Below are 23,947 nucleotides of genomic sequence, written 5' to 3' on the forward strand. Positions count from 1 at the left end.
GGAGTCGAGTCGTCCTCAGTTCTATCGGTGCACGAGGCGCAGCGTCGGGACTCAGGTCCCGTCGGTGGAGAGACGGTCGATCGAAGGCCTGAGACGACCGCCCGTCTACGCGACCGCGCCACTCCGTTCCGCCGCGGCCGGGAACCGCCCCTCGATCCAGGCGAAGAGCTCCTCCTGCCGGCCGAGGTCGAAGGTCGGCTCGGCGGCGAGGGTGGCCCGCCCGATCTCGACGTAGCCGCCGTGCAGGCCCTCGTGCCGGTCGCCGAGGAGCAGCTCGATCGCGTGGCGCGCGGTCGTGCGCGGCGTGGTCGCCTTCGGCAGGATCGCCATGACCGGCATGACGTGCTCCCAGCCCCAGAACGCGAAGTCGGGCAGCGTCCGCGTCAGCCCGGTGCCGGGCACGAGACCGGGGTCGTAGGTGTTCAGGCGATGACCGGATGCCGCGGCGCGGCGCGCCCACGCGTGCGCGAGCGTGACGAGCGCGAGCTTGCTGTCGGAGTAGGCGCGTCCGCCGGCCTGCCGGGTCGCGCCCGCCTCGGTTCGATCGACCGCGGCGAGCTCTGCGGGCGGCGCATACCGCGGGGAGGGCAGCAACCCGAATGACTGCAGGCGACCGCGGTGGGTGCTGGACCCCATGAGCAGCAGGTGCGACGAGGGGGCGAGCAGCGGCAGCAGGCCGCGCACGAGCGCGTGCTGGGCGACGACGTTGACCGCGAAGGTCTGCTCGACGCCCTGCACGCTCGTGCCGCGGCGATCGCCGAACTGGGCGCCGGCGTTGAGCATGATGGCGCTCGGCGCGGCGAGCTCGCCGAGCTCGATCAGCTCGCGGAGCTCGTCGATCGCGGCATCCACGCTGCGCAGGTCGGCGAGGTCGAGCGGGATGCCCGTCGCGACGACGCCGGCGTCGTGGGCTCGGCGCACCGCGCGCTCGAGCGCGAACGGATCGCGGGCGAGCAGCACCAGGTTCGGTCGGGAGGGATGTTCGAGCAGTCGATCGAGCATCGACGCCCCGATGCCCCGCGTGGGGCCGGTCAGGACGACCGTCGGCGAGGTGATGTCATCATCTGTCATAGACTCATCATGACCGATGTCAGATCATGACACAAGGGTTGGCTACGATGTCCGCATGCCCCGCTGGCCCGCCGACTCGCGCGAACGTCTCGCGACCGCCGCCCTCGACCTGTTCTCCGAGCACGGGTACGGCGCCGTGACCATCGACCAGATCGCCGACCGCGCCGGAGTGACCGCACGCACGTTCTTCCGCCAATTCCAGGACAAGGAGGAGGTGCTCTTCGCCGACGACGACCTGCTCCTGCCGATCCTGCTCGAGACGATCGCCGAGCCGAGGGGCCCGATCGAGGCCGGCACGCTCATGGAGCAGGCGCTCGTCGCCCTCGCCGATCGGATGCAGCCGGCGCACGAGGCCCTGCGCCAGCGTCAGGCCGTCATCGACACCGACGTCGCGCTCTCGGGGCGCGAACTCGCCAAGCAGGCGCGATGGGAGGGCGCCATCGCGACGGCGCTGGCGGAGCGCGGGTTCCGGGCGGATGACGCGAGCCTCCTCGCAGCGATCGGATTCGCGCTGTTCCGGCGCGAGCTCCACGCCTGGCTCGCCGATGCCTCACCGGATGCCGCACCCCTCGCCGACCGCATCCGCGCGGCCCTGCCGTCACTGCGCACCATCCTCGACGCCACGACCGCGAGCTGACGCCGCGCCCGCTGGGCACGACAGGGCTCAGTGCACGTACTCGAGCAGGTCGGCCCCGACGCGCCGCATGCCGTCGAGCACCGCGAGGCGCGACGCGAGCTGCGTGTCGGCGAAGTACATCGAGACCGCGTAGGCGACGCCGGCGCGCGGGCCGCGCAGCACGCCGACCTCGCTGCGCACGCCGCCGTCGGTGCCGGTCTTGTTCATGAGGAGCAGACCGTGGTCGGGCGTGCGGTGGGCGAGCGGGTCGAGACCGAAGGCCGACGCGACCATCGAGAGGTCGGCGTTCAGCGAGAGCCAGCCGACGACGCGCTGCGAGACCTCGGGACTCACGATCTCGCCGCGAGCGAGCGAGGCGAAGAGCCAGGTGAGCTCCTTGGCCGAGCCGATCGACAGCTGCGGCGCGTCGTCGGGCCCGCGGTGGTCGCGCACGAGGTCGAGCAGCGCCGTGCGCGTGAGCCCCAGTGCCTCGGTGCGGGAGCGCACCGACTCGAGTCCGATGTGCCGGATGAGGACGTTCGTGGCGAGGTTGTCGCTCGTCGCGCCGACCATCGCCGCGAGGTCGGACATCGGCAGCGAGGGCGTCTGGAGGTGCTGCCAGATGCCCGAGTCGCCGACCGCGTCGCGGGGCGCCCGGTCGAGCACCGTGAACGCCTCGGGACTCGCGTGCCCGAGCCGCGAGGCGACCTCGACGAGCAGCAGCACCTTGCCGATCGAGGCCGTCGGCATCACCACGTGGTCGTCGACCGAGAACAGCACGCGACCCGTCGCCAGGTCGGTCGCACGCGCCGACACCTGGACGCCGCCGAGGGCCAGCTCGCCCAGGGAGTCGAAGCCACGCGAGAAATCCTCGACATGTTCGTCGGTGCGGTGGCGGCTTCGTCGGAAGGATGCGTGCCGAGCACGGCGCTCGGAACCCTGGGACGAGGTCACCACGACAGGAACAGCGGCTTTCGTTCGGGTCTCGCGCTCCCCCACCGCGGCATCGCGGTGCGCTCGACGGGATCGGACGGGGGTCTGGGGTGAGGTGCTACCAGATGCGGACGCGGTCGGCCGGGTCGAGCCAGAGCTCGTCATCGGGCGTGACCTCGAACCCAGTGTAGAACTCATCGATGTTCCGGACGATCTGGTTGCACCGGAACTCGTTCGGCGAGTGCGGGTCGATCGCCAGCAGCCGCTCGACCTCGGCGTCGCGGCCCTTCATCTGCCAGGCCTGCGCCCACGAGAGGAAGAACCGCTGCGCGCCGGTCAGGCCGTCGATCACCGGCGCCTTCTTCCCGCCGAGCGAGAGCAGGTACGCCTTCCACGCGATCGCGAGCCCGCCGAGGTCGCCGATGTTCTCGCCGATCGTCAGCGCGCCGTTGACGTGCGCGGGTGCGCCCGCGGCATCCGTCTCGCCCTCGGTCCCGGCGGCGTCGTCGTCAGCGGATGCCGCGGGCTCACCGGCCGCGTCGCCGTCGGCGAGCTGCGCCGGCACGAGCACGTCGTACTGCTCGATGAGCGTCTTCGTGCGCTCCTCGAACGCCGCGCGGTCGGCCTCGGTCCACCAGTCGATGAGCCGGCCGTCGCCGTCGAAGCGCGAGCCCTGGTCGTCGAAGCCGTGGCCGATCTCGTGCCCGATGACCGCGCCGATCGCGCCGTAGTTGGCGGCGGCATCGCGGGTCTCGTCGAAGAACGGGAACTGCAGGATGGCCGCCGGGAACACGATCTCGTTGAAGCCCGGGTTGTAGTAGGCGTTGATCGTCTGCGGCGTCATGAACCACTCGTCGCGGTCGAGGGGCTTGCCGATCTTGCCCAGCTGCCGCTGGAACTCGAACTCGGCGGCCGCGCGCACGTTGGCGACGAGGTCGGATGCGGAGACCTCGAGCGTCGAGTAGTCGCGCCACTTCACCGGGTACCCGATCTTCGGGGTGAACTTCTCGAGCTTCTCGAGCGCCTTCGCGCGCGTCTCCTCGCCCATCCAGTCGAGCCCGGCGATGGACTCGCGGTAGGCCTCGACGAGGTTCGCGACGAGCTCGTCCATCGCCTCCTTCGCCGCGGGCGGGAAGTGCCGCTCGACGTAGATGCGGCCGACCGCCTCGCCCATGGCGCCCTCCACGAACGACACGGCGCGCTTCCAGCGCTCGCGCAGCTGCGGGGTCCCGGTGAGGGTGCGGCCGTAGAAGTCGAAGTTCTCCTCGACGAAGGCGCTGCCGAGGTACGGCGCCGCGCCGTGCACGACCTGCCACGCGAGCCAGTCCCGCCACGCCGGCAGCCGGTCGGGGGTCATCAGCGCACCGACGCCCTCGACGAAGCTCGGCTGCCGCACGACGAGCTCGGAGAACGCCCCGTCCGGGACGCCCATCGCGTCGCGCCAGAGGTCGAGGTCGACGGATGCCGCGTCCGCGACCTCCGACCACGGCATCAGGTTGTACGTCTTCTGGCTGTCGCGCGAGTCGACGTTCGTCCAATGGACCTTCGCGATCTCGGTCTCGAGCTCGAACACGCGCTGCGCGCGCGCCGCGGCGTCGTCGAGATTGGCGAGCCCGAACATGCGTTCGACGTGGCCGAGGTACTTCTCGCGGATCGGCGCGAAGCGCTCCTCGCGGTAGTAGCTCTCGTCGGGCAGGCCGATGCCGCCCTGCTCGACGAAGACCAGGTACCGCTCGGGGTCGCCGGGGTCGTTGTCGACGAAGAGCTGCACGAACCCGCCGACGCCCTGCCGCTCGAGGCGGCCGATCGCCTCGAGGAGCTGCGCGACGCTGCCGGGCAGCGAGGCCTCGACGAGCTGGCTCGCGATCGGGGTCGAGCCGAGCATCTCCGCACGTTCCTCGTTCATGAACGACGCGTAGAGGTCGCCGACCTTGCGGTCCTCGGTGCCCGGCTCGGCCGCCTGCGCCTCCTCGACGATCTCGCGGACGGCCCGCTCGGCCTCCTCGTAGAGCACGATGAAGCTGCCGTAGCGCGCCTTGTCGTCGGGGATCTCGGTGCGGTCGATCCACTTGCCGTTGACATGACGGAAGAGGTCGTCCTGCGGACGCACGTCGGCGTCGAGTTCGTCGAGGATGATGCCGCTGGGCTTCGTCGCATCGCTCATCCCCACAGCCTAGGCGGCACCCGACCGGCGGTGCTGAGCGGATGCCGCGAACCGCGGCCGCACGTCACCTGAGCTGCGCGAAGCCCTCGGCCTTGCGCGTCGGCCCGACCACGAGCACGGTGTCGTCGGGCCCGAGCACCGTGTCGGCGTCGGCGTTGCGCCACTCCTCGCCGGGCCGCTTGAACGCCGCGACCGTGACGCCGAGCTCCTTGCGGAGCGCGGTCTGGCCGAGCGGGATGCCGTGCAGCCGTGCGGGCGGCGCGGTCTTCACGATCGCATAGCCCTTCTCGATCTCGATGTAGTCGAGCGCGGCACCGCGGACGAGGTGCGCGACGCGGCGCCCCATCTCGGCCTCGGGACGGATCACGTGGTGCACGCCGAGCTGCTCGAGGATCACGGCGTGCTGCTCGGTCACGGCCTTCGCCCAGATCACCGGGATCTTCATGCCGAGGAGCACCGAGCTGGTGAGGATCGACGCCGTGATGTCACTGCCGATCGCGACGACGACGCGGTCGAACTCGTCGACGGCGAGCTGCTTCAGCACCTCGGACTTCGTCGAGTCGGCGCGGACGACCTGCGTGAGTTCGCCGTTCAGCGACTGGACGATCTCCTCGTCGGCGTCGATGCCGAGCACCTCCGTGCCGCCGGCCATCAGCTCGAGGGCGAGCGACTGGCCGAAGCGGCCGAGGCCGATCACGGCGACCGAGTCGGCTTCGGCGATGCGGCGCGAGGTGTCGTTCGCGCCGCCGAACAGGGTGAATCTAGCCAACGGCGGGCCTCTCCTTCGGGAGTTCGTACAGGATGCGTCGGTCGCGGAGCGCGATCGCGGATCCGAGGGTCAGCGGTCCGATGCGGCCGAGGAACATGAGCACCACGAGGATGATCTCGGCGCTCGGCGGCAGGTCGCCGGTGATGCCCGTCGAGAGCCCGACGGTCGCGAACGCGGAGACCGCCTCGAACGCGACCAGGTCGAGGTCGAGCTTCGTGAGGTGCATGAGCAGGATGATCGCGGTCATGACGGCGCCCACCGCGACGAGCGCGACGGTGATGGCCTGGCGGTGCACCGCCCGGCTCAGCCGCTTGCCGAAGATGTTCACCGCGCCCTCGCCGCGGAACTCGGTGAGCAGGATGAAGAACAGCACGGCGAACGTGGTCACCTTGATGCCGCCCGCGGTGCCGGCCGGGCCGCCGCCGATGAACATGAGCACGTCCATCACGACCCAGCTCTCGTCGTGCATCTGGCCCACGTCGATGTTGTTGAATCCGGCCGTGCGGGTCTGCGTCGACATGAAGAACGCGGCGAGGATCTTCGCCGCCGGCGACAGCGGCCCGAAGGTGCCCTCGTTGTTCCACTCGGCGATCGCGAGGTACGCGGTGCCGCCGACGAGCAGCACGACCGTGCCCCAGAGCACGAGCTTCGTGTTCATCGACCAGTGCAGCGGACGCGAGAACTCCTTGCGGAGCTGCATGATGACGGGGAATCCGAGGCCGCCGAGGATGATCGCCGCGCACATCGGCAGGCAGATGAACGGGTCGGCGACGAAGTCCATCATGTTGTTCGTGTAGAGCGCGAAGCCGGCGTTGTTGAACGACGAGACCGAGTGGAACAGCGCGTGCCACGCGGCATCCGTCGGGCTGTAGTCGTAACCGAAGAGGAAGCGCGGGAACAGGAACATCCACGTCAGCCCCTCGATCGCGAACGAGATCAGCACGATCCCGCGGACGAGTCCGCGGAGGTCGTCGTAGCCCACCGCCTTGGCCTCCGCGGCCGTGTTGAGGCGCGATCGCACGCTCATCTTGCGCGCGAGGACGAGGCCGATCAGCGACGCGAAGATCATGATGCCGAGGCCGCCGAGCTGGATGAGCACCATGATCACGACGTGCCCGAGCGGGCTCCAGTGCAGTTCGGTGTCGACGACCGTGAGGCCCGTCACGCAGACGGCGCTCGTCGACGTGAAGAGCGCGTCGATGAAGCTCGTGCCGCCCGGTTCGAGCGTCATCGGGGGCAGCCACAGCAGGAGGGTGCCGACCAGCACGGCGGCGGCGAAGCCGACCACCACGGCCTGCGCCGGGTGGAGCCGGATGCCCCGTCGGAAGCGGTGCGGCCGCCGTTCGCGGACCGACCCTCTGAAGGTCACCGCGGAATCATACGCCTGTTCCCGGCGCAGCGCGCCATACGGATTCCGGGGGTTCGCCGGCTCGCCGACGTCGGCGCCCGATGCGATGATCGAGCCATGCTGAACACGATCCTCAACGTCATCTGGCTGATCCTCGCGGGCATCTGGCTGTGGATCGGGTACATGCTCGCCGGGCTCCTCATGTGCATCCTCATCGTGACCATCCCGTGGGGCATCGCGTCGTTCCGCATCGCGAACTACTCGCTCTGGCCGTTCGGGCGCGAGGTGGTCTCCAAGCCGACCTCCGGCGCCTGGTCGTTCATCGGCAACGTCATCTGGGTGCTGCTCGCCGGCTGGTGGCTCGCGCTCGAGCACCTCGTCACGGGCGTGATCATGTGCCTCACGATCATCGGCATCCCGCTCGGCATCGCGAACTTCAAGCTGATCCCGGTCTCGCTCGCGCCCCTCGGCAAGGAGATCGTGGAGTCGAGGTGACCGTCGGCGGGCCCGCGTAGGCTCGACCCGCCATGAGCCAGTCCTCCCCTGCTCCCGCGCCCGCCGGCGCGCGTCGAGCGGTCGACCGCGACATCCTGCGTCTCGCCGTGCCCGCGCTCGGCGCGCTGATCGCCGAGCCGCTCTTCCTCCTCGCCGACACGGCGATGGTCGGGCACCTCGGCGCGGCCCCCCTCGCGGGCCTCGGCCTCGCGAGCGCCGTGCTGCAGACGATCGTCGGGCTCATGGTCTTCCTTGCGTACGCGACGACGCCCTCGGTGGCCAGGCGGCTCGGTGCGGGCGACGAGCGCGGCGCCGTCGGCGCGGGCGTCGACGGGCTCTGGCTCGCGCTCGGCCTCGGCGCGCTGCTCGCCCTCGTCGGCTGGCTCGCGGCGCCGTGGCTCGTGGGCGCCTTCGGCGCCTCCACCGAGGTCGCGGCCGAGGCATCCGTCTACCTCACGATCTCGATGGCGGGCCTGCCTGCGATGCTCGTCGTGTTCGCCGCCACGGGCCTGCTGCGAGGCCTGCAGGACACGCGCACGCCGCTGTGGGTCGCGGGCCTCGGCTTCGCGGCGAACATCGCCCTGAACGCGATCTTCATCTACGGGCTCGGCTGGGGCATCGCGGGGTCGGCGATCGGCACGGTCGTCGCGCAGTGGGGCATGGTGCTCGTCTACCTCGTCGTCGTCGCGCGGCACGTCGCTCGAGCCGGCGCGAGCCCGTGGCCGCACCACGCGGGCGTGCTGCGCGGCGCGCGCGACGGCGGCTGGCTGTTCCTGCGCACCGCGAGCCTACGCGTCGCGCTGCTGCTGGCCACCTGGGCCGCGACCTCGCTCGGACGCGACGAACTGGCGGCGTACCAGGTGGCGATCACGATCTACTTCACGCTCGGGTTCGCGCTCGACGCGCTCGCGATCGCCGCGCAGGCGCTCATCGGCAAGGGCCTCGGCGCGGGCGACGTCGACGTCGTGCGCGCGGTGCTGCGCCGCTGCGTCGAGTGGGGCGTCGGCGCGGGTGCGGTGATCGGCGCGCTCGTCATCGCGACCGCCTGGGTGCTGCCCGCCGTCTTCACGTCGTCGGCCGAGGTCGCGGCGCTCCTTCCGCCCTCGCTCGTCGTGCTCGGCCTGTCGGCGCCGCTCGGCGGGCTCGTGTTCGTGCTCGACGGCGTGCTCATCGGCGCGGGCGACGCCCGCTACCTCGCGTGGACGGGCCTCGTGAACCTCGCCGCGTTCGTCCCGATGGCGTTCGGCGTCGTCTGGTGGGCGGATGCCTCCGGCGACGCCGTCTCCGGCGCGGCCACGCTCGCGGCGCTCACCGCCGCCTTCTCGCTCGGCTACCTCGCCGCACGCGCCGTGACGCTCTCGCTTCGGGCGCGCGGCCGCGCGTGGATGGTGACCGGGGCGCCCGCGTGACCAATGGCCCGACGGCGTCGTCCCGCAGCGCCTAGGTTCGAGCCATCGCCCGCCGTTCGAAGGAGGCCGACATGCCCGCGCGTCGCGCCCTGGTCCGCCCCGCTCTCCACCGGCCGCGCCGCGGACTCGCTCGCGCGGCCTCGGTCGTGCTCGCCGCAGGCGTGCTCGTCGCGCTGACCGCGTGCGTGCCGTTCGTGACGGCCGGCGACACCCGCACCGAGACGCGCGAGATCGGCGACGCATCGAGCGTCTCCCTCCGCGGGTCGGGCGACATCACGATCCGGCTCGGCGAGGCGCCCTCGCTCACCGTGACGGGCGGCGAGAACGTGCTCGAGCGCCTGACGACCGAGGTCGAGGGCGACGAGCTCGTCATCGACATGCAGCGCGGTCCGATCGTGGTCGGCGCCCGCGACCTCGTGTTCGACATCACGCTGACCTCGCTCGAATCGGTCCTGATCTCGGGCTCCGGCGACGTGACCGCCGAGTTCGGCGACGCCGACGACGTGACCCTCGAGATCCGCGGCTCGGGCGAGATCGAGACCGACGAGCTCGATGCCTCGACCGTGCGCGCCTCGATCAGCGGTTCCGGGTCGATCGTGCCGTCCGGGACGACCGACGAGCTCCAGGTGCAGGTCGACGGCTCGGGCGACGTCGACGCCTCCGACCTGCGTGCAGCGAGCGCGCGCGTCGTGCTGTCGGGGTCGGGCGAGATCTCGGTCGACGCGTCCGAGACGCTCGACGTGGTGCTCTCGGGCAGCGGCACCGTGCGGTACTCGGGCCGCCCCGAGATCCGCAGCACCGTGTCGGGCTCGGGCGAGATCACGCCGTCCTGAGCGCGGCGACCGCGCGTCGGGCGCGCGACCGCGCGCAGGCCGCTCAGGCGCGAGGCGGCGCCGTGGTGTCGCCGACGTGCAGCGTGCTCGTGAAGTCGGTGCCGGATGCAGCTTCGCCCGAGAGCATGCGCACGACCGCCTCGCCCGCCGCGCGCCCCTTTGCGACCGACGGCTGCACGAGCGTCGTGAGGTCGTGCTGCAGTCCGTCGACGCGGATTCCGTCGAACCCGATCACGCTGAGGTCGCGCGGCACCTCGAGGCCGAGTTCCTCCGCCGCCTGGATCACGCCGGCCGCGAGCAGGTCGGACTGCGCGATGATCGCGGTCGGTCGAGTCGCGGCATCCGCCAGCAGCGGGCGCGCGGCCTCGAGGCCCTCCTCGATGGAGCTCGCGCCGGCGACGCTCACCCGGATGCCGGGGAAGACGTCACGCGCGCCACGCAGGCGCTCGACGGCGGTGTCGACGGTCGCGCCGGACTCCATCTCGGCCGTGAGCTCACCCCTGCGCCGGGTCGGCTCGAACGGGAGCGTGACCGTCGCGACGTCGGTGTGCCCGAGCGAGCGCACGTGCTCGGCGCCGAGCCGAGTGGCCTCGCGGTTGTCGATCGTGATCTCGGGGATGTCGCCGCCCGGCGCGCCCTCGATGGCGACGAGCGGGATGCCGCGGCGCTGGAGCGCCTCGACCTGGCGGAAGAACTTCGGGCTGCAGCCGATGAGCACGACCGCGTCGACGGGGGCCGTGTCGAGGCTGACGGGCGCGTCGGGGTCACCCGAGTCGGTGAAGAGCAGGAGTCCGGCTCCGAGCGGGGCGATGCCCTCGGTGAGTCCGTCGAGGGTCTGGATCTTCACGGGGTCGAGGAAGGCGGCGCGCACCCGCTCCTCGAGGACGACGCCGACGATGCCCGAGCGACCGCGGCGGAGCGACCTGGCCCGCGGGTCGGGGCCGGCGTAGCCGAGTTCGGATGCCGCGGCGAGGACGCGCTCCTTGGTGGCATCCGACACGGGGCCGGAGCCGCTGAAGGCGAGCGACGCGGTCGACGCGGAGACGCCCGCGAGCGCGGCGACGTCGGCGAGCGTCACGCGCGGAATGGCGCCGGTCGTGGCGGCGGGTTCGGGGCTCACCCTTCGATTGTACGGTCGAATCGATTCGAGAGGGGCTCACGCCCGCTCGGCGATCTCCTTCACCTTCGCGACGAGCGAGTCCCACACGCCCTTCGCGTGCGCCGCGGACTCGGGCGTCGCGTTGTTGTCCTGCGAGAGCGAGAGCGTGGTCGGCCCGTCGCTCGAGCCCTCGAGCGTCCAGGTGAGCGTGTGGTGGTCGTCGGGCTCGAGCCCGCTCGTACGGCGCGGGCTGAAGTGCGTATGCACCAGCCGCCGCGGCGGATCGATCTCGAGCACGGTCCCGTGGTCCTCGTACGGCCGACCTTGCCACTCGCCGCTCCAGCGCAGGGCGCCGCCCACCGTCCAGTCGGCGTCGAGGTTCGTGCCGAACAGGTACTCGCGCGCGGCCTCGGGGTCGGTGACGACCGCCCACACCCGCTCGGCGGATGCGTCGATCTCGACCGTCGAGGTCACGACCAGGTCCTCGAGCATGTCGCGCCTCCTGTCCTCATCGATTTCCGACGCTACGCCGCACGCCGCAGGTCCGCAGCCCCCTTGCGCGTGCCGCGCCGATCGGTCAGGCGGGCGCGCCCGCGAGCACCGCGTCGCGCGCCTCGGCGAAGGCCGTGACGCAGCGGCGGATCTCGTCCTCCGAGTGCGCCGCCGAGAGCTGCACGCGGATGCGCGCCTTGCCCTTCGGCACGACGGGGTACGAGAACGCGGTCACGTACACCCCCCGCTCCTGCAGCGCGTCGGCGATGCGCGCGGTGAGCGCCGCGTCCCCGAACATGACCGGGACGATCGGGTGCTCGCCGGGCAGCAGGTCGAAGCCGGCATCCGTCATCAGCGACCGGAACAGTGCCGCATTCGCGGTCAGCCGCTCGCGCAGCTCGCCCGACTCGCTCACGAGGCGGAGCGCCTCGATCGTGCCGGCGACGATCGCCGGAGCGAGCGTGTTCGAGAAGAGGTACGGCCGTGCGCGCTGGCGCAGCAGGTCGACGATCTCCTGCCGGGCGGCGACGTAGCCCCCGGACGCCCCGCCGAGCGCCTTGCCGAAGGTTCCGGTCGTGATGTCGACGCGGCCCTCGACCCCGCAGTACTCGGGCGTGCCCCGCCCGTGCTCGCCGACGAAGCCGACGGCGTGCGAGTCGTCGACGAAGACGAGCGCGTCGTACTGTTCGGCGAGGTCGCAGATCTCGCGCAGCGGCGCGATGTAGCCGTCCATCGAGAACACGCCGTCCGTGACGATCACCCGGCGCCGCGCGCCCGACGCCGCGACGAGCTGCGCTTCGAGGTCGGCCAGGTCGCGGTTCCGGTAGCGGAACCGCTGCGCCTTCGACAGCCGGATGCCGTCGATGATCGACGCGTGGTTCAGCTCGTCGGAGATGATCGCGTCATCCGGCCCGAAGAGCACCTCGAAGACGCCGCCGTTCGCGTCGAAGCACGACGAGAACAGGATCGTGTCGTCGTAACCGAGGAAGTCCGAGACCGCGCGCTCGAGTTCGAGGTGCAGCTCCTGCGTCCCGCAGATGAACCGGACGCTCGCGAGGCCGTAGCCCCACTCGTCGAGGCCGCGGTGCGCGGCGGCGACGATGCGCGCGTCGTCGGCCAGGCCGAGGTAGTTGTTGGCGCAGAAGTTCAGCACCGTGCGGCCCGCGACCTCGATCTCCGACGACTGCGGGCCGTGGATGCCTCGCTCGCGCTTGGTCAGGCCCGCGGCCTCGATCTCGTCGAGCTCGGCGCGCAGCTGCTCCTTCACCGATCCGTACACGTTCAGACCTCCGTCCAGTCGAGGATGACCTTGCCGACGCCGCCCGACGCGGCCGCGTCGAACGCGGCGCGCCACTCGCGAGCGGGGTAGCGGTCGCTGATGATGGATGCCACGCGCCCGCGCAGCTCGGCGCTCGTCTGCAGCATGGCGCTCATCGAGTTCCAGGTCTCGAACATCTCGCGGCCGTAGATGCCCTTGAGCGTGAGCATGTGCGTGACGACCTTGCCCCAGTCGATCGCGAACGGCTCGCTCGGCAGGCCCAGCAGCGCGATGCGTCCGCCGTGGTTCATGTTGTCGATCATCTCGGGCAGCGCCTTCGCCGAGCCCGACATCTCGAAGCCGACGTCGAAGCCCTCGCGCATGCCGAGGCGCGGCTGCACGTCACGCACGCGTTCGCGCGACACGTCGACCGTGGCATCCGCCCCCATCTTCATGGCGAGCGCGAGGCGCGCGGGGCTGACGTCGGAGGCGACGATGAAGCGGGCGCCGACGTGGCGCGCCACCGCGATCGACATGAGGCCGATCGGCCCGCAGCCCGCGACGAGCACGTCCTCGCCGACGAGCGAGAACGCGAGCGCGGTGTGCACGGCATTGCCGAACGGGTCGAAGATCGCGCCGACCTCGGGATCGACGTCGTCGTGGTGCACCCAGACGTTCTCGCCGGGCAGCACGACGAACTCGGCGAACGCGCCGTCGCGGTGCAGGCCGACGCCCTTGGTGCGGATGCACATCTGCCGGCGGCCGGCGCGGCAGTTGCGGCACATGCCGCAGACGATGTGCCCTTCACCCGAGACGCGATCGCCCACCGAGACGTCGTGCACGAGCTCGCCCACCTCGACGACCTCGCCGTAGAACTCGTGGCCGGCGATGAGGGGCGTTCGGATCTCGTTCGAGCACCAGTCGTCCCACTGGTCGATGTGCAGGTCGGTGCCGCAGATGCCCGTGCGAAGCACCCGGATCTTGACGTCGGCCGGGCCCGTCTCGGGCTCGGGGCGGTCGACGAACTCGAATCCCGCGCCGGGCGCGGACTTGTACAGGGCCTTCATCGGCGTCGTTGTCCTGACTTCGTACGGGCGCCCACGGGGTGTGCGGGTGCCGGGCTCGCTCGCCGAGGGTCACGGCGCGCGTCGAGGTGACCCGATCATCGTAACGATCGGGGCGGGCGGATGACTCGGGGCCGGAGCTCGGGCGTGCGCCGACGGCCTCGGCCTCGCGTGCCCTGGCGCCTCCGGCCTTGCGTGCGCCGACGCTCCCCGGTACTCTCGAATCGATTCGACTCGAATCGATTCGAGCCCGGGCGGGAACCCGGGCGGCAGACCGACCCCGACGACGAGGCAGTAATGTCGCAGCACCGAGACCACGCGGACATCATGAGCGAGCACGACCAGCACGCACCCGGAACCGGCGACGCGCAGACGCGCGCCGAGGCATCCGCCCGACCCCGCCGCGAGCTCGTCGCGTGGCGCAACGCGATCTTCGCGATCTTCTTCCTCTCGGGCTTCGGCCTGGCCAGCTGGGTCGCGCGCATCCCCGCGATCCGCGATGCGGTCGACCTGAGCACGCAGGGCGTCGGACTCGTCATCCTCATGGGCTCGATCGCCTCGATCGTCGGCCTCGTCGCCGCGCCGTGGCTCATGGCGCGCTTCGGCGCGCGCCTCGGCATGATCGGCGTCCTGGCCACGGCCGCGGCCGGCCTCGTCGCGGTCGGCCTCGGCGGCTCGGCGCTGCCGAGCGTCGCCCTCATCGTGCTGGGCCTCGCGCTCTTCGGGTTCGGCAACGGCGCCGTCGACGTGATGATGAACGTCGAGGGCGCCGAGGCCGAGCGCGAGCTCGGCAAGACCGTCATGCCGCTCATGCACGCGTTCTTCAGTTTCGGCACGGTCGCCGGCGCGGGGCTCGCGGCCGCGGCATCCGCCCTCGGCATCACGACCGCGATCCACCTCGGCGTGATCGCCGCGTTCATCGCCGTCGGCGTCGTCATCGCCGTGCGGTTCGTGCCCCTCCGCGAGGAACTCGGCGACGACACGCACACCGACGCGCCGCGCGAGCCGCTCGGCGTCCGCATCCGCCGCAGCCTCGCGGTCTGGACCGACGTGCGGCTCCTCCTCATCGGCGTCGTCATGCTCGGCATGTCGTTCGCCGAGGGCAGCGCCAACGACTGGATCGCCCTCGCGGTGGTCGACGGCCACGGCCTCGACGCGACGACCGGCGCCGCCGTCTTCACGGTCTTCACGATCGCGATCACCGCCGCCCGTGTGCTCGGCGGCCCGTTCATCGACCGCTTCGGCCGCGTGCTCATGCTGCAGGTCATGGCCGGCATCGGCGTGGTCGGCCTCTCGCTCTTCATCTTCGGCACCGAGCCGTGGATGCTCGTCGTCGGCACCCTGCTCTGGGGCATCGGCTGCTCGCTGGCCTTCCCCGTCGGCATGTCGGCCGCGGCCGACGTGCCCGATCGAGCGGATGCCGCGGCTCGCGTCTCCGCGGTCGCCATGATCGGGTACTGCGCGTTCCTCGTCGGCCCGCCGCTCATCGGGTTCCTCGGCGAGCACTACGGGATCCTGAACGGCATGCTCGTGCTGCTCGGCCTCATGGTGATGGCCGGCATCGCCGCGCCCGCCGCCCGCGAGCGCAGCCGCCGCGTCGGCTGAGCCCGAGCGCCGAGTGATACCGCTGCCGCCGAGTGATGCAGGTGCGCCGGCATCACTCGGCGGCAGGTGCATCACTCGACGGCGGTCGGCGCAGCGGACGGGCGCGTCGGCGAGCCGGGGTACGTAGACTCGTCGGGTGCGTCTCGTCATCGCCCGCTGCTCCGTCGACTACGCCGGCCGGCTCTCGGCGCACCTGCCGCTCGCGACCCGCCTGCTCATGGTGAAGGGCGACGGGAGCCTGCTCGTCCACTCCGACGGCGGCAGCTACAAGCCGCTGAACTGGATGAGCCCGCCCTGCACGCTCGCCGCGGCGGAACCCGACGACGACCAGCGCGCGGCGGGCGTCACCGAGGTGTGGAAGGTCACGCACGCGAAGACCGCCGACCAGCTCGTGGTGTCGATCCATGAGGTGCTGCACGACTCCGCACACGACCTCGGCGTCGACCCCGGGCTCGTGAAGGACGGCGTCGAGTCGCACCTGCAACGGCTGCTCGCCGAGCAGATCGAGCTGCTCGGCGAGGGCTGCCGGCTGGTCCGCCGCGAGTACATGACGGCGATCGGCCCGGTCGACATCCTGGCGACGGATGCCTCGGGACGCTCGATCGCGGTCGAACTGAAGCGTCGCGGCGACATCGACGGGGTCGAGCAGCTCACGCGCTACCTCGAGCTCATGAACCGCGACCCGCTGCTCGCGCCGGTCGCGGGCGTGTTCGCGGCGCAGGAGATCAAGCCGCAGGCGCGCACGCTCGCGGAGGACCGCGGCATCCGCTGCGTCGTGCTCGACTACGACGCCATGAGGGGGGTCGAGAGCGGGCACGCGCGGCTGTTCTAGCCCGCTCCGGAGGCCGCGGACTCGCCCGCATTCAGCCCGCACACAGCATTCCCGAGTGTTCCTCGGATTTCGTGCGCCTAGTATGACGCGGTGACTTCCCTCCTCCCCGCAGCGACCGTCGCGCCCCCGCGCGAGTGGTCCGCCGTGCTGTTCGACCTCGACGGCACGATCATCGACTCCGCGAGCGAGATCATGGACTCCCTCGCCCACATGTTCACCGAGATGGGCGTGCCCGTGCCCGACCGCGAGACGCTGCGCTCCTACGTCGGCCCGCCGCTGCTCGACAGCCTCCGCATGACCGCCGGCTTCAGCGACGTCGACGCGTGGGAGGCCCTGAACGTCTACCGCGACCACTACGACGACCACCTCCTGCACTCCCCCGTCTTCCCCGGCGTCGAGGGCGTCCTGCAGGGCCTCCAGGCCGCCGGCCTCCCGATCGCGCTCGCCACGAGCAAGCCCGAGTCGATGGCGCGGCAGGTGCTCGCGCACACCGGCCTCGACCGGTACTTCACCGTCATCGCCGGCGCGAGCGACGACGAGGCGCGAAGCACGAAGGCCGACGTGGTCGCCGAGGCGCTGCGCCGGCTGCGCGACCTCGGCATCGACACGTCGGAGGCCGTAATGGTCGGCGACCGCGGGTACGACACCCTCGGTGCGGCCGCGCACGACGTGCCGACGATCCTCGTCGAGTGGGGCTACGGCTCCCCGGCCGAGGCGGGCGACGCCATCGCCGTCGTGCACTCGGCCGACCAGTTGCGCGGCCTGCTCATCGGCTGACGGCTGCGGCACCGGCGAGCCGGAGGCATCCGCTCGCCGCTGCACCGGCTCGCCGCCGCACCAGCGTGGCGCACCAGCGTGGCGCTGCACCTCCGCGCCGCTGCACGCGCGTGCATGAGAATCCGCCGGACAGGCGCGTGAGAACGACCGTCGGCCGGATTCGCATGCGGCACGCTTTCCGACGGATGCTTCGGCCTCGGCCGGTTCCGTCGAAGCATCCGTCGCTGCGGCCTCTTCAACGCGAGAGAACCTCGATAGCAACGATTCGGGTTCCACTCCTTCCGGAGCCTTCCCTCCGCCCCCGCATGGGGGGCAGGATGCCGGGTACGTCCGCCCACCGGCGGACGACGTCGTGTCCCGCGGTCACCGTCGCGGGCACTCGGAGGGAGAAGCATGTCAGGGAAGACCAGCCGCGCGCGTCGTCGCGTGGTTGCGACGCTCCCCGTGCTCGCACTCGCGGCCGCCGGCTTGGCGACCGTGGGAACGAGCACGGCGACCGCCGCGCCGGCACCGGTCATCGGTGCCGATGAGTACTACATGAACTACGCCGCACCGCGTGCGGAGGCCGCGTTCGAGACCGACGAGGCGCTCGACGCGACCGTCGACGGCGCCGCCGCGAAGGCCGGGGCCGTCAGCGGCTCGGTGGCCGAGCAATCGGCCGCGCTCGACGAGAAGTACGCGCAGGGCAACCCGGCCACGGCACGCCAGCTGGCCAAGCTCGAGGCGAAGTCGATCACGACCGGCAAGAGCCCGAAGGCGCTGAAGAAGGCGAAGTCGACGCAGGAGGCCAAGCTCCTGACGATCCTCGTCGAGTTCAACGACCAGGCGAACGACGACTTCACCGACAGCTGGGTGCCCGAGTACTGGGGCGCCTCGACCTGCAAGCCCGGCGAGGTCGTCAACGGCCCGCTGCACAACAACATCCCGAACCCGGCGGACTACCCGCTCGAGGACAACAACTCGATGTGGGTCGAGGACTTCTCCCCCGAGCACTTCGACACGATGCTCTACACCGATGAGGGCATCACCGAGCGCGTCCGCCCCGACCTCACCGGTCCCGACGGCAAGCCCGGCATCGACATCTCGGGCTACACCATGAAGTCGATGTACGAGGAGATGTCGCGCGGCGCCTACACCGTCACCGGTGAGGCGACGCAGTGGGTCACCCTGCCGCACTCCGAGGGCTGGTACGGCGCCACGCGCTGCTTCCTGAACGACGAGGGCGAGTACGAGGCCGGCGCCTACCAGGGCATGCAGGGCCACCCCGACAACCCGATCGGCGCCAACGCACTGCCGATCGACGCCGTGGCCGCCCTCGCCGAGGCGCAGCCCGACTTCCCCTGGGCCGACTACGACATCGAGGACCAGTCCGACCGCGATGGCGACGGGAACTACTACGAGCCCGACGGCGTGATCGACCACGTCGTGCTCGTGCACGCCGGCGAGGACAAGTCCGGCGGCGGCGGCGCCGAGGGCACGTACGCCCTCTGGGCGCACTCGTCGGCGGTCGCCGGTGGCGCAGACATCCCCGGCACCGACCTCAAGCTGTCGAACTACATCGTGCAGCCGGAAGACTCGGGCGTCGGCGTGTTCGCGCACGAGTACGGCCACGACCTCGGCCTTCCCGACCTCTACGACGTGTCCGGCGCCGGCAGCTCCGACGTCGACTTCTGGGACCTCATGTCGTCGGGTTCGCACTCCGGCCCGATCTTCCAGTCGATGCCGACCCACATGGGCCTCTGGGACAAGTGGGTGCTCGGCTGGGCCGACCCCGAGGTCGTGAACCCCGGCGACGACACGCGGACCATCAAGGTCGGCCAGACCTCGCGCCCCAAGAAGGGCACCGAGGACGGCATCAAGGTCAACCTGCCCGACAAGGTGATCACGCTCGCCGAGCCGCACAGCGGCGAGGAGATGTGGTACACGGGCGCCGACCAGGACTGGGCGGACATCCGCCTCTCGCGCACCATCGCGGACGTGCCGGCCGACGCCACCCTCTCGATGTGGAACAACTACGTCATCGAGGAGGACTGGGACTACGGCTTCGTCGAGGCCTCGACCGACGGCGGCTCCTCGTGGAGCGAGCTCAAGGTCTACGCGGCCGACGGCTCCGAGGCGTCGACCCCCGACGGCTACGCCGACCCGAACGGCCGCATGAGCGACTACGGCGGCAAGAAGTACGGCCTCACGGGCGACTCGCACGGCTGGGTCGAGCAGCACGTCGACCTGTCGGCGTACGCCGGCCAGACCATCCAGGTCCGCCTCCGGCTCGCGACCGACGCCGCCTACCAGGACCGCGGATGGTTCGCGGACGACTTCGCCCTGAAGAGCGGTGACACCACCATCTGGAGCGACGACGTCGAGTCGGGCGAGAACGGCTGGACCGCCGAGGTCGACACCTTCGTCGACACGACCGGCCCCGGCTGGCGCATCGACACGGGCACGTCGGTCAAGGCGCAGTACTACCTCGTCGAGTGGCGCAACTTCGACGGCTTCGACGAGGGCCTGAAGTACGGCTACAACAGCGTCTACAGCGACGGCGCCTGGAAGGTCGAGAAGCTCGCCTACAACGCGCCGGGCGCCCTGGTCTGGTACCGCGACACCACGTACGGCAACTCGAACCAGATCCTCTCGAACGAGGCGGCGCTGCCGAGCTACGGCGCGAAGGGCGGTCTGCTCATCGTGGACAGCCACTTCGACCCGCTGCAGCGCACCGGTGCGGCGGCCGACGCCGACCCGACGACGCTGAACGTGATGCCCTCGCGTGCGCAGTCGTCGAACGCGGCGTTCGGCCTGACGAAGACGCACCCCTTCACGGAGTGCTTCACGGGGGCCGACCTCACGGTGGAGTACTGCACCGACGTCCCCGCCCTCCCCGCGGTGAGCACCTTCACCGACGACCAGGGCTGGGTGCCGGGCTTCGCGGTCCGTCCGTCGGACGGCGCGCTGTTCTACCGCGACCGCGACGCCTCCGTGGTCGTCCCGTCGGTGGGCAACGCTCCCTACTCGGTCCCGCTGTACTACCTCGACGGCACGCCGGCGACCGACTACTACGGGCTCGACATCGGACTCGGGCCGTTCGGCTCGGGTGACCCGGCCGACGACGGCGTGGGCTACGGCACCGTCATCTCGGTGAAGAAGGCCCTGACCGGCAACACCGCGGCGCTGATCGAGGTGACCCCGCCCACGGCGGGCTGATCCCGAGCGACCCGAACCGGCGAGGCGCCGGCCCCAGCGGGGGTCGGCGCCTCGTCGCGTGTCAGGACTTCACCGAGCAGGGCGGGGCGCGGCGGCGGCGCGGCGACCGCTGCGTCAGCTGCGAGCGGATGCGGGGTGGGCGAGCAGCCCGTCGAGCAGGCGCTCGAGGCCCCACGCGAACCGGGCCGCCGGGTCATCGGCGAGCTCGCGCGAGCGGTCGCCGAGCGGGAACGTCTCGGCGTCGTCCCAGAGCGTGGCGGATGCCGCCGGCGCGGCCTCGATGTCGGCCGGCACGGGCGCTCCGGCGGCGCGCTCCACCTCGGCCGCGTCGAACGCGACGGCGCCGAGCACGTGCACCCGGACGGCGTGCGTCGCGCGCCCGGCCTGGACGGGGTCGAGCCCGGCGTCGGTGAACGCCCCGAGCAACCGCTCGTCGAGGCGCCGGGCGTTGGGTCCGTCGAGTGGGGTCGCGAGCAGCAGCCCGACGGCGCCGGGCCGCTCGACGAGGATCGAGCGCAGGCCCTCGGCGAGGGTGACGATCCGCGTGCGGGCCCTGGCGGCGCTCGCACCCGGACCGGCTGCATCGCCGGCGTTCGAGGATGCCGCGGCCGCGGCATCCGCCCCACGGGTATCGAGACGGCCGAGCACCTGCTCGACCATGCCCGCGAGCAGCGCGCCCTTGTTCGGGTAGTAGGTGTACATCGCCGTCGGCGTGAGCCCGAGCACGCCCGCGACGCCGCGGACGGAGACGGCCTCGAACCCCTTCGCCTCGAGCAGCCCGAAGGCGGCGTCGAGGATCTCTGCGTGCGTGAGGCTGCGTCGGGGTCCGGGTCTCATGTGGCCTTCCGTAGGGGACTCGACACACCGTACAGTGTTACGCCGACCGGGGCCGCGAGCGCGGGCGCGTGGACGCGGACGCCGCCCCGTGGCACGCTGGGGACGGATCGCCGGTGACTCCCCCGTCCCGGCCCTCGGACAGGGAGGTCGAGCGGATGACGCAGCCGAACGCCGCACGGATCACGGTCGTGGGCGACGCCCTGATCGACGAGTTGCGCGACCCCACGGGCTCCCGCGAGTTCGTCGGCGGCGCCGCGCTCAACGTCGCGGTCGGCCTCGCGCTGCTCGGCGAGCGCGTCACCCTCGTCGCGATGCTCGGCGACGACGAACCGGCGACGCGCATCCGCGCCTTCCTCGCCGACTACGACGTGCAGCTGGTCGAGAGCCCGTCGGCGCTCGGGACCTCGCGGGCCGTCTCCGACCGGAGCGAGGGCGGCGAGCCGCGCTACGTGTTCAACGACGCCGCTCGGCATCGTCGGTTGTCATTCGACGCGGCGACGCTCGAGGCGCTCGGCGACGCCGACCTCGTCGTCGTGAGCTGCTACCCGTTCGACGACGCCGAACAGGTCGACGCATTGCTCGACGCGGTCGCCGACCCCGAGCAGCGGCTCATCGTCGACGGCAACCCGCGCGAGGGGATGCTCCGCGACCGGGACGCGTTCCTCGCCGCGTTCGAGCGTGTCGCCGCCCGCTCGCTGCTCGTGAAGGCCGGCGACGAGGATGCGGAGCTCCTCGCGCGCGAACCGCTCGATGCGTTCGTCGCGCGGCTCCGCTCGGGCGGCGGCGGCGGCGACGGCCGCGGCGGCAGTGACGACGGCCGCGGCGGCCCGGCCGTGCTCGCCACCGCGGGGCGGCGCGGCGCCGACGTGCACCACGGCGACCTCGAGGTCCACGCCGACATCGTCGACCTCCCCGGCCGGGTGATCGACACGATGGGGGCGGGCGACGCGACGCTCGCGGCGATCGTCCACCACATCGCCCGTGACAGCGTGCCGACGGACTCGGAGGCCTGGCGCGAGGCGCTCGGCGAGGCGATGACCATCGCGGCGGCGACCGTGCGCCACGAGGGCGCACTGCTTCGCACGGGGGCGAGTTCGCCCGAACTCGGAAGCTGACCCGCCGAACGGGGGTATTGCATCCGCCCCCGCACCGGGTCGTAGACTCGGGCCAACCGCTGATGGCGACATCGGCGCGGTGCGCACCCCCGATCGGCGCCCACCCCCGCGGAACCCGATCTCGGCACCACGCCACGCCGGAGGCGAGCCCCAGTTCCCCGGCGCGCGCCACGAGACGCCCGTCGGACGCCACGCGCCGACCCGCGCGAACGGCGCGACGAGAGGAGTGGCATGCCCGATGCCGCCGGCGGCCATCCGGCCACCTCGCCGCTCGCGCTCCCCATCGTCGCCACGCCGACCGACGACCAGCTCGTCGCCTCGGCGCGCGCGGGAGACGGCTTCGCCGGGTCGCGGCTCTGGCACCGCCACGAGGCGGCCGCCGCAGCAGCAGCGGCCGCGACCCCGGGATCGGCCGACGTCGAGTTCGTCGTCGAGGCCGCGGCGGCACGGTTCTCGGCCGCGATCCTCGCCGGCGATGCGCCGATCGGCGCGATGCGCCCGCACGTGCTCGCGGCCGTGCGCGAGGCCGCTGCCGCAGCCGATGGCCGCGGCGCGTCGGGTGTCGGCCCCGCTCTCGCGCTCCTCTCGCCCGCGGAGTGGTACCGGGCCGATCTTCCGGCCGGCCTCGATGACGGCGAGGCGATCGCGGTCGCATTCACCTCGCTCGGCTCCGCTGCGCAGGAAGCCGTCTGGCTCGCCGAGATCGACGGACTCCCATCGGTCGACCTCGCCGCCGAGCTCGCGCTCACTCCGACCGAGACCGAGGGACTCGTCGCGACCGCCCACGAGGGCATCCGGAACGCCTGGGTCCGCCAGGTCGCCGCCACGGTTCCGGCGGGCAGCGACTGCGACGGCGTGCTCGCCGAGGTCGGCGCTCCGGGTGCCGGAGGGCGCCGGATCCCCGGGCGAGTGCGGGCCCATATCGACACCTGCGACGGATGCCGCGCCGCGGCGCTGCCCGCGGCGGCCCTCGCCCACCGGCTCGTCGGGCTCGTCCCGCTGCTCGTCCTCGGCGGCCCGTCCGGCATCGCGTTCCTCGAGGCGACCCGCGCGGGCTCGACGGCCGACGTCCTCGGCCCGATCCCTGCGGTCCCGCGTGAACGGGCGGCCTTCGCTGCGACCGTCGGTGCGACGGCGGGCGTGGCCGCAGGCACGGCAGGCGCGGCAGGCGCGGCGTCGGCTTCGGCGTCGATGACGGGCGCGGCGACTGCGACGACCCCCGCAGCGGGCGGCGCCGGAGCAGTGGTCGCGAACCTCGCCCGAACGGCGCGTCGCCGTCCCCGCACCGCACTCATCGCGACGTCCGCCACGCTCGCCGCAGCGGCCGCCGCGGTCGTGATCGTGGCGGCGATCTCCGGCGGGGTGCCAGGGCTCCGCTCGCTCGACTCGTCGGTCACCGCCGATGCCGGCTCGGCCGACATCTCGGCCCCTCCTGCCGCCGGGGCTCCCCCGGAGATCATCTCGACGGACGTTCCCGCCGATCCTGGGCCGACGCCCGACGGTGAAGATCCCACTGCGCCGCCGACGACGGCCGCGCCGGATGCGACCCCCGATGCAGCAGCCCCGCCCGTCGGCGCGGACTCGCCGGGAGCGGCCGATCCCGGGACGGGCTCCGACGCCGCTCCTGCGCCGCAGCCGGAGCCCGGAGGCCCGCCGGCCCCGACCCCCGACGACGGCGTGAGCACCCCGGTCGCCGGGCCGGGTCAGCCCGGAGGCGCGCTCTCGTTCACCCTCGGCGACCCGGGCGACGCCGGGTGGCGCCCGCTCACGGTCACCGGTCCGCCGGGCGCGTCGTTCACCGTCTTCGACAATGGCAGCGTGCTCATCCAGGGCGTGCTCGACGCGACGGGCACGGCGAACTTCGCCGTCCGCGGGTCCATCAACGGCCTCACGATCGGATACAGCTCGACGTCGGTCACCGCCGGCGGTGCCTCGATCGACACCTCCAGTGCGAAGTCCTCCGACCCGGCAGCACCGCGCTCCCAACGCGGGGCCGTCGCTGCCGATTAGCAACCCGTTCCGAACGGTCGCC

At 72.1% G+C, this 23,947-nt stretch carries 20 protein-coding genes; 10 read left to right on the top strand and 10 right to left on the bottom strand.

What is annotated here, in order from left to right:
* Positions 1 to 105: 105 nt before the first annotated feature.
* Positions 106 to 1,071 carry an SDR family NAD(P)-dependent oxidoreductase gene (locus GJ743_RS05985; RefSeq protein WP_155050996.1) on the bottom strand — a complete coding sequence of 322 codons (966 nt, stop codon included), beginning with the start codon at positions 1,069 to 1,071 and terminating at the stop codon, positions 106 to 108.
* Between the two features lie 55 nt (positions 1,072 to 1,126).
* On the opposite strand from GJ743_RS05985, the gene GJ743_RS05990 reads away from it, so the two are divergent.
* Positions 1,127 to 1,708 (top strand): TetR/AcrR family transcriptional regulator, encoded by a 582-nt coding sequence (locus tag GJ743_RS05990; protein ID WP_155050997.1) that lies wholly within the window; start codon positions 1,127 to 1,129, stop codon positions 1,706 to 1,708.
* 27 nt (positions 1,709 to 1,735) lie between these two features.
* On the opposite strand, the gene GJ743_RS05995 is transcribed toward GJ743_RS05990, so the two are convergent.
* The 4 genes from GJ743_RS05995 to GJ743_RS06010 form a co-directional block, all read right to left on the bottom strand.
* Positions 1,736 to 2,641 (bottom strand): serine hydrolase, encoded by a 906-nt coding sequence (locus GJ743_RS05995; RefSeq protein ID WP_328288848.1) that lies wholly within the window; start codon positions 2,639 to 2,641, stop codon positions 1,736 to 1,738.
* Between the two features lie 97 nt (positions 2,642 to 2,738).
* Positions 2,739 to 4,784 carry a M13 family metallopeptidase gene (locus tag GJ743_RS06000; RefSeq protein WP_155050999.1) on the bottom strand — a complete coding sequence of 682 codons (2,046 nt, stop codon included), beginning with the start codon at positions 4,782 to 4,784 and terminating at the stop codon, positions 2,739 to 2,741.
* A gap of 64 nt (positions 4,785 to 4,848) precedes the next feature.
* Positions 4,849 to 5,553, bottom strand: a complete 705-nt coding sequence (locus GJ743_RS06005; RefSeq protein ID WP_230386551.1) for a potassium channel family protein — start codon at positions 5,551 to 5,553, stop codon at positions 4,849 to 4,851.
* The gene (locus GJ743_RS06010; RefSeq protein ID WP_328288849.1) at positions 5,546 to 6,922 is read right to left on the bottom strand and encodes a TrkH family potassium uptake protein; all 1,377 of its coding nucleotides are present in this window, start codon (positions 6,920 to 6,922) and stop codon (positions 5,546 to 5,548) included. The genes GJ743_RS06005 and GJ743_RS06010 overlap by 8 nt, the downstream gene beginning before the upstream one ends.
* 99 nt (positions 6,923 to 7,021) lie before the next feature.
* On the opposite strand from GJ743_RS06010, the gene GJ743_RS06015 reads away from it, so the two are divergent.
* The 3 genes from GJ743_RS06015 to GJ743_RS06025 all read left to right on the top strand — a co-directional run bounded on the left by GJ743_RS06015 (position 7,022) and on the right by GJ743_RS06025 (position 9,638).
* On the top strand, positions 7,022 to 7,396 hold the full coding sequence (locus GJ743_RS06015) for a YccF domain-containing protein (protein WP_155051132.1): 375 nt from the start codon (positions 7,022 to 7,024) through the stop codon (positions 7,394 to 7,396).
* Positions 7,397 to 7,428: 32 nt separating this feature from the next.
* Complete coding sequence (locus tag GJ743_RS06020) at positions 7,429 to 8,805, top strand: MATE family efflux transporter (RefSeq protein WP_155051000.1); 1,377 nt, start codon at positions 7,429 to 7,431, stop codon at positions 8,803 to 8,805.
* 71 nt (positions 8,806 to 8,876) lie between these two features.
* Positions 8,877 to 9,638 (top strand): head GIN domain-containing protein, encoded by a 762-nt coding sequence (locus tag GJ743_RS06025; protein ID WP_155051001.1) that lies wholly within the window; start codon positions 8,877 to 8,879, stop codon positions 9,636 to 9,638.
* Between the two features lie 43 nt (positions 9,639 to 9,681).
* Here the strand turns inward: GJ743_RS06025 and GJ743_RS06030 are convergent, their stop codons facing one another.
* From GJ743_RS06030 to tdh, 4 genes are all read right to left on the bottom strand, one after another.
* Positions 9,682 to 10,758 carry a LacI family DNA-binding transcriptional regulator gene (locus GJ743_RS06030; protein WP_328288850.1) on the bottom strand — a complete coding sequence of 359 codons (1,077 nt, stop codon included), beginning with the start codon at positions 10,756 to 10,758 and terminating at the stop codon, positions 9,682 to 9,684.
* Between the two features lie 36 nt (positions 10,759 to 10,794).
* A complete protein-coding gene (locus GJ743_RS06035) occupies positions 10,795 to 11,229 on the bottom strand; it encodes an SRPBCC domain-containing protein (protein ID WP_155051002.1) in 435 nt (144 codons plus the stop codon).
* An 85-nt stretch (positions 11,230 to 11,314) separates the two neighbouring features.
* A complete protein-coding gene (locus GJ743_RS06040) occupies positions 11,315 to 12,508 on the bottom strand; it encodes a glycine C-acetyltransferase (RefSeq protein ID WP_328288851.1) in 1,194 nt (397 codons plus the stop codon).
* A gap of 2 nt (positions 12,509 to 12,510) precedes the next feature.
* Positions 12,511 to 13,554 carry an L-threonine 3-dehydrogenase gene (tdh, locus tag GJ743_RS06045; protein ID WP_155051003.1) on the bottom strand — a complete coding sequence of 348 codons (1,044 nt, stop codon included), beginning with the start codon at positions 13,552 to 13,554 and terminating at the stop codon, positions 12,511 to 12,513.
* A gap of 294 nt (positions 13,555 to 13,848) precedes the next feature.
* Between tdh and GJ743_RS06050 the strand changes: the two genes are divergently transcribed.
* The 4 genes from GJ743_RS06050 to GJ743_RS06065 all read left to right on the top strand — a co-directional run bounded on the left by GJ743_RS06050 (position 13,849) and on the right by GJ743_RS06065 (position 19,963).
* Complete coding sequence (locus tag GJ743_RS06050) at positions 13,849 to 15,156, top strand: MFS transporter (protein ID WP_230386553.1); 1,308 nt, start codon at positions 13,849 to 13,851, stop codon at positions 15,154 to 15,156.
* A gap of 136 nt (positions 15,157 to 15,292) precedes the next feature.
* Positions 15,293 to 15,988: an endonuclease NucS gene (nucS, locus tag GJ743_RS06055; RefSeq protein ID WP_328288852.1), complete on the top strand. Its 696-nt coding sequence runs from the start codon at positions 15,293 to 15,295 to the stop codon at positions 15,986 to 15,988.
* A gap of 90 nt (positions 15,989 to 16,078) precedes the next feature.
* Positions 16,079 to 16,765, top strand: coding sequence for an HAD hydrolase-like protein (locus tag GJ743_RS06060; protein WP_328288853.1), 687 nt, complete (start codon positions 16,079 to 16,081; stop codon positions 16,763 to 16,765).
* Between the two features lie 393 nt (positions 16,766 to 17,158).
* Positions 17,159 to 19,963: an immune inhibitor A domain-containing protein gene (locus GJ743_RS06065; RefSeq protein ID WP_155051004.1), complete on the top strand. Its 2,805-nt coding sequence runs from the start codon at positions 17,159 to 17,161 to the stop codon at positions 19,961 to 19,963.
* 114 nt (positions 19,964 to 20,077) lie between these two features.
* Here GJ743_RS06065 and GJ743_RS06070 read toward each other — a convergent pair whose 3' ends face one another.
* Entirely contained in the window at positions 20,078 to 20,800 is a 723-nt protein-coding gene (locus tag GJ743_RS06070) for a TetR/AcrR family transcriptional regulator (RefSeq protein ID WP_155051005.1), read from the bottom strand.
* Positions 20,801 to 20,955: 155 nt separating this feature from the next.
* Between GJ743_RS06070 and GJ743_RS06075 the strand changes: the two genes are divergently transcribed.
* The gene (locus tag GJ743_RS06075) at positions 20,956 to 21,915 is read left to right on the top strand and encodes a carbohydrate kinase family protein (RefSeq protein WP_155051006.1); all 960 of its coding nucleotides are present in this window, start codon (positions 20,956 to 20,958) and stop codon (positions 21,913 to 21,915) included.
* Between the two features lie 231 nt (positions 21,916 to 22,146).
* On the top strand, positions 22,147 to 23,925 hold the full coding sequence (locus GJ743_RS06080; protein WP_155051007.1) for a hypothetical protein: 1,779 nt from the start codon (positions 22,147 to 22,149) through the stop codon (positions 23,923 to 23,925).
* Positions 23,926 to 23,947 lie beyond the last annotated feature (22 nt).

Origin of the sequence: Agromyces bracchium (assembly GCF_009709675.1) — a bacterium.
GTDB lineage: Bacteria > Actinomycetota > Actinomycetes > Actinomycetales > Microbacteriaceae > Agromyces > Agromyces bracchium.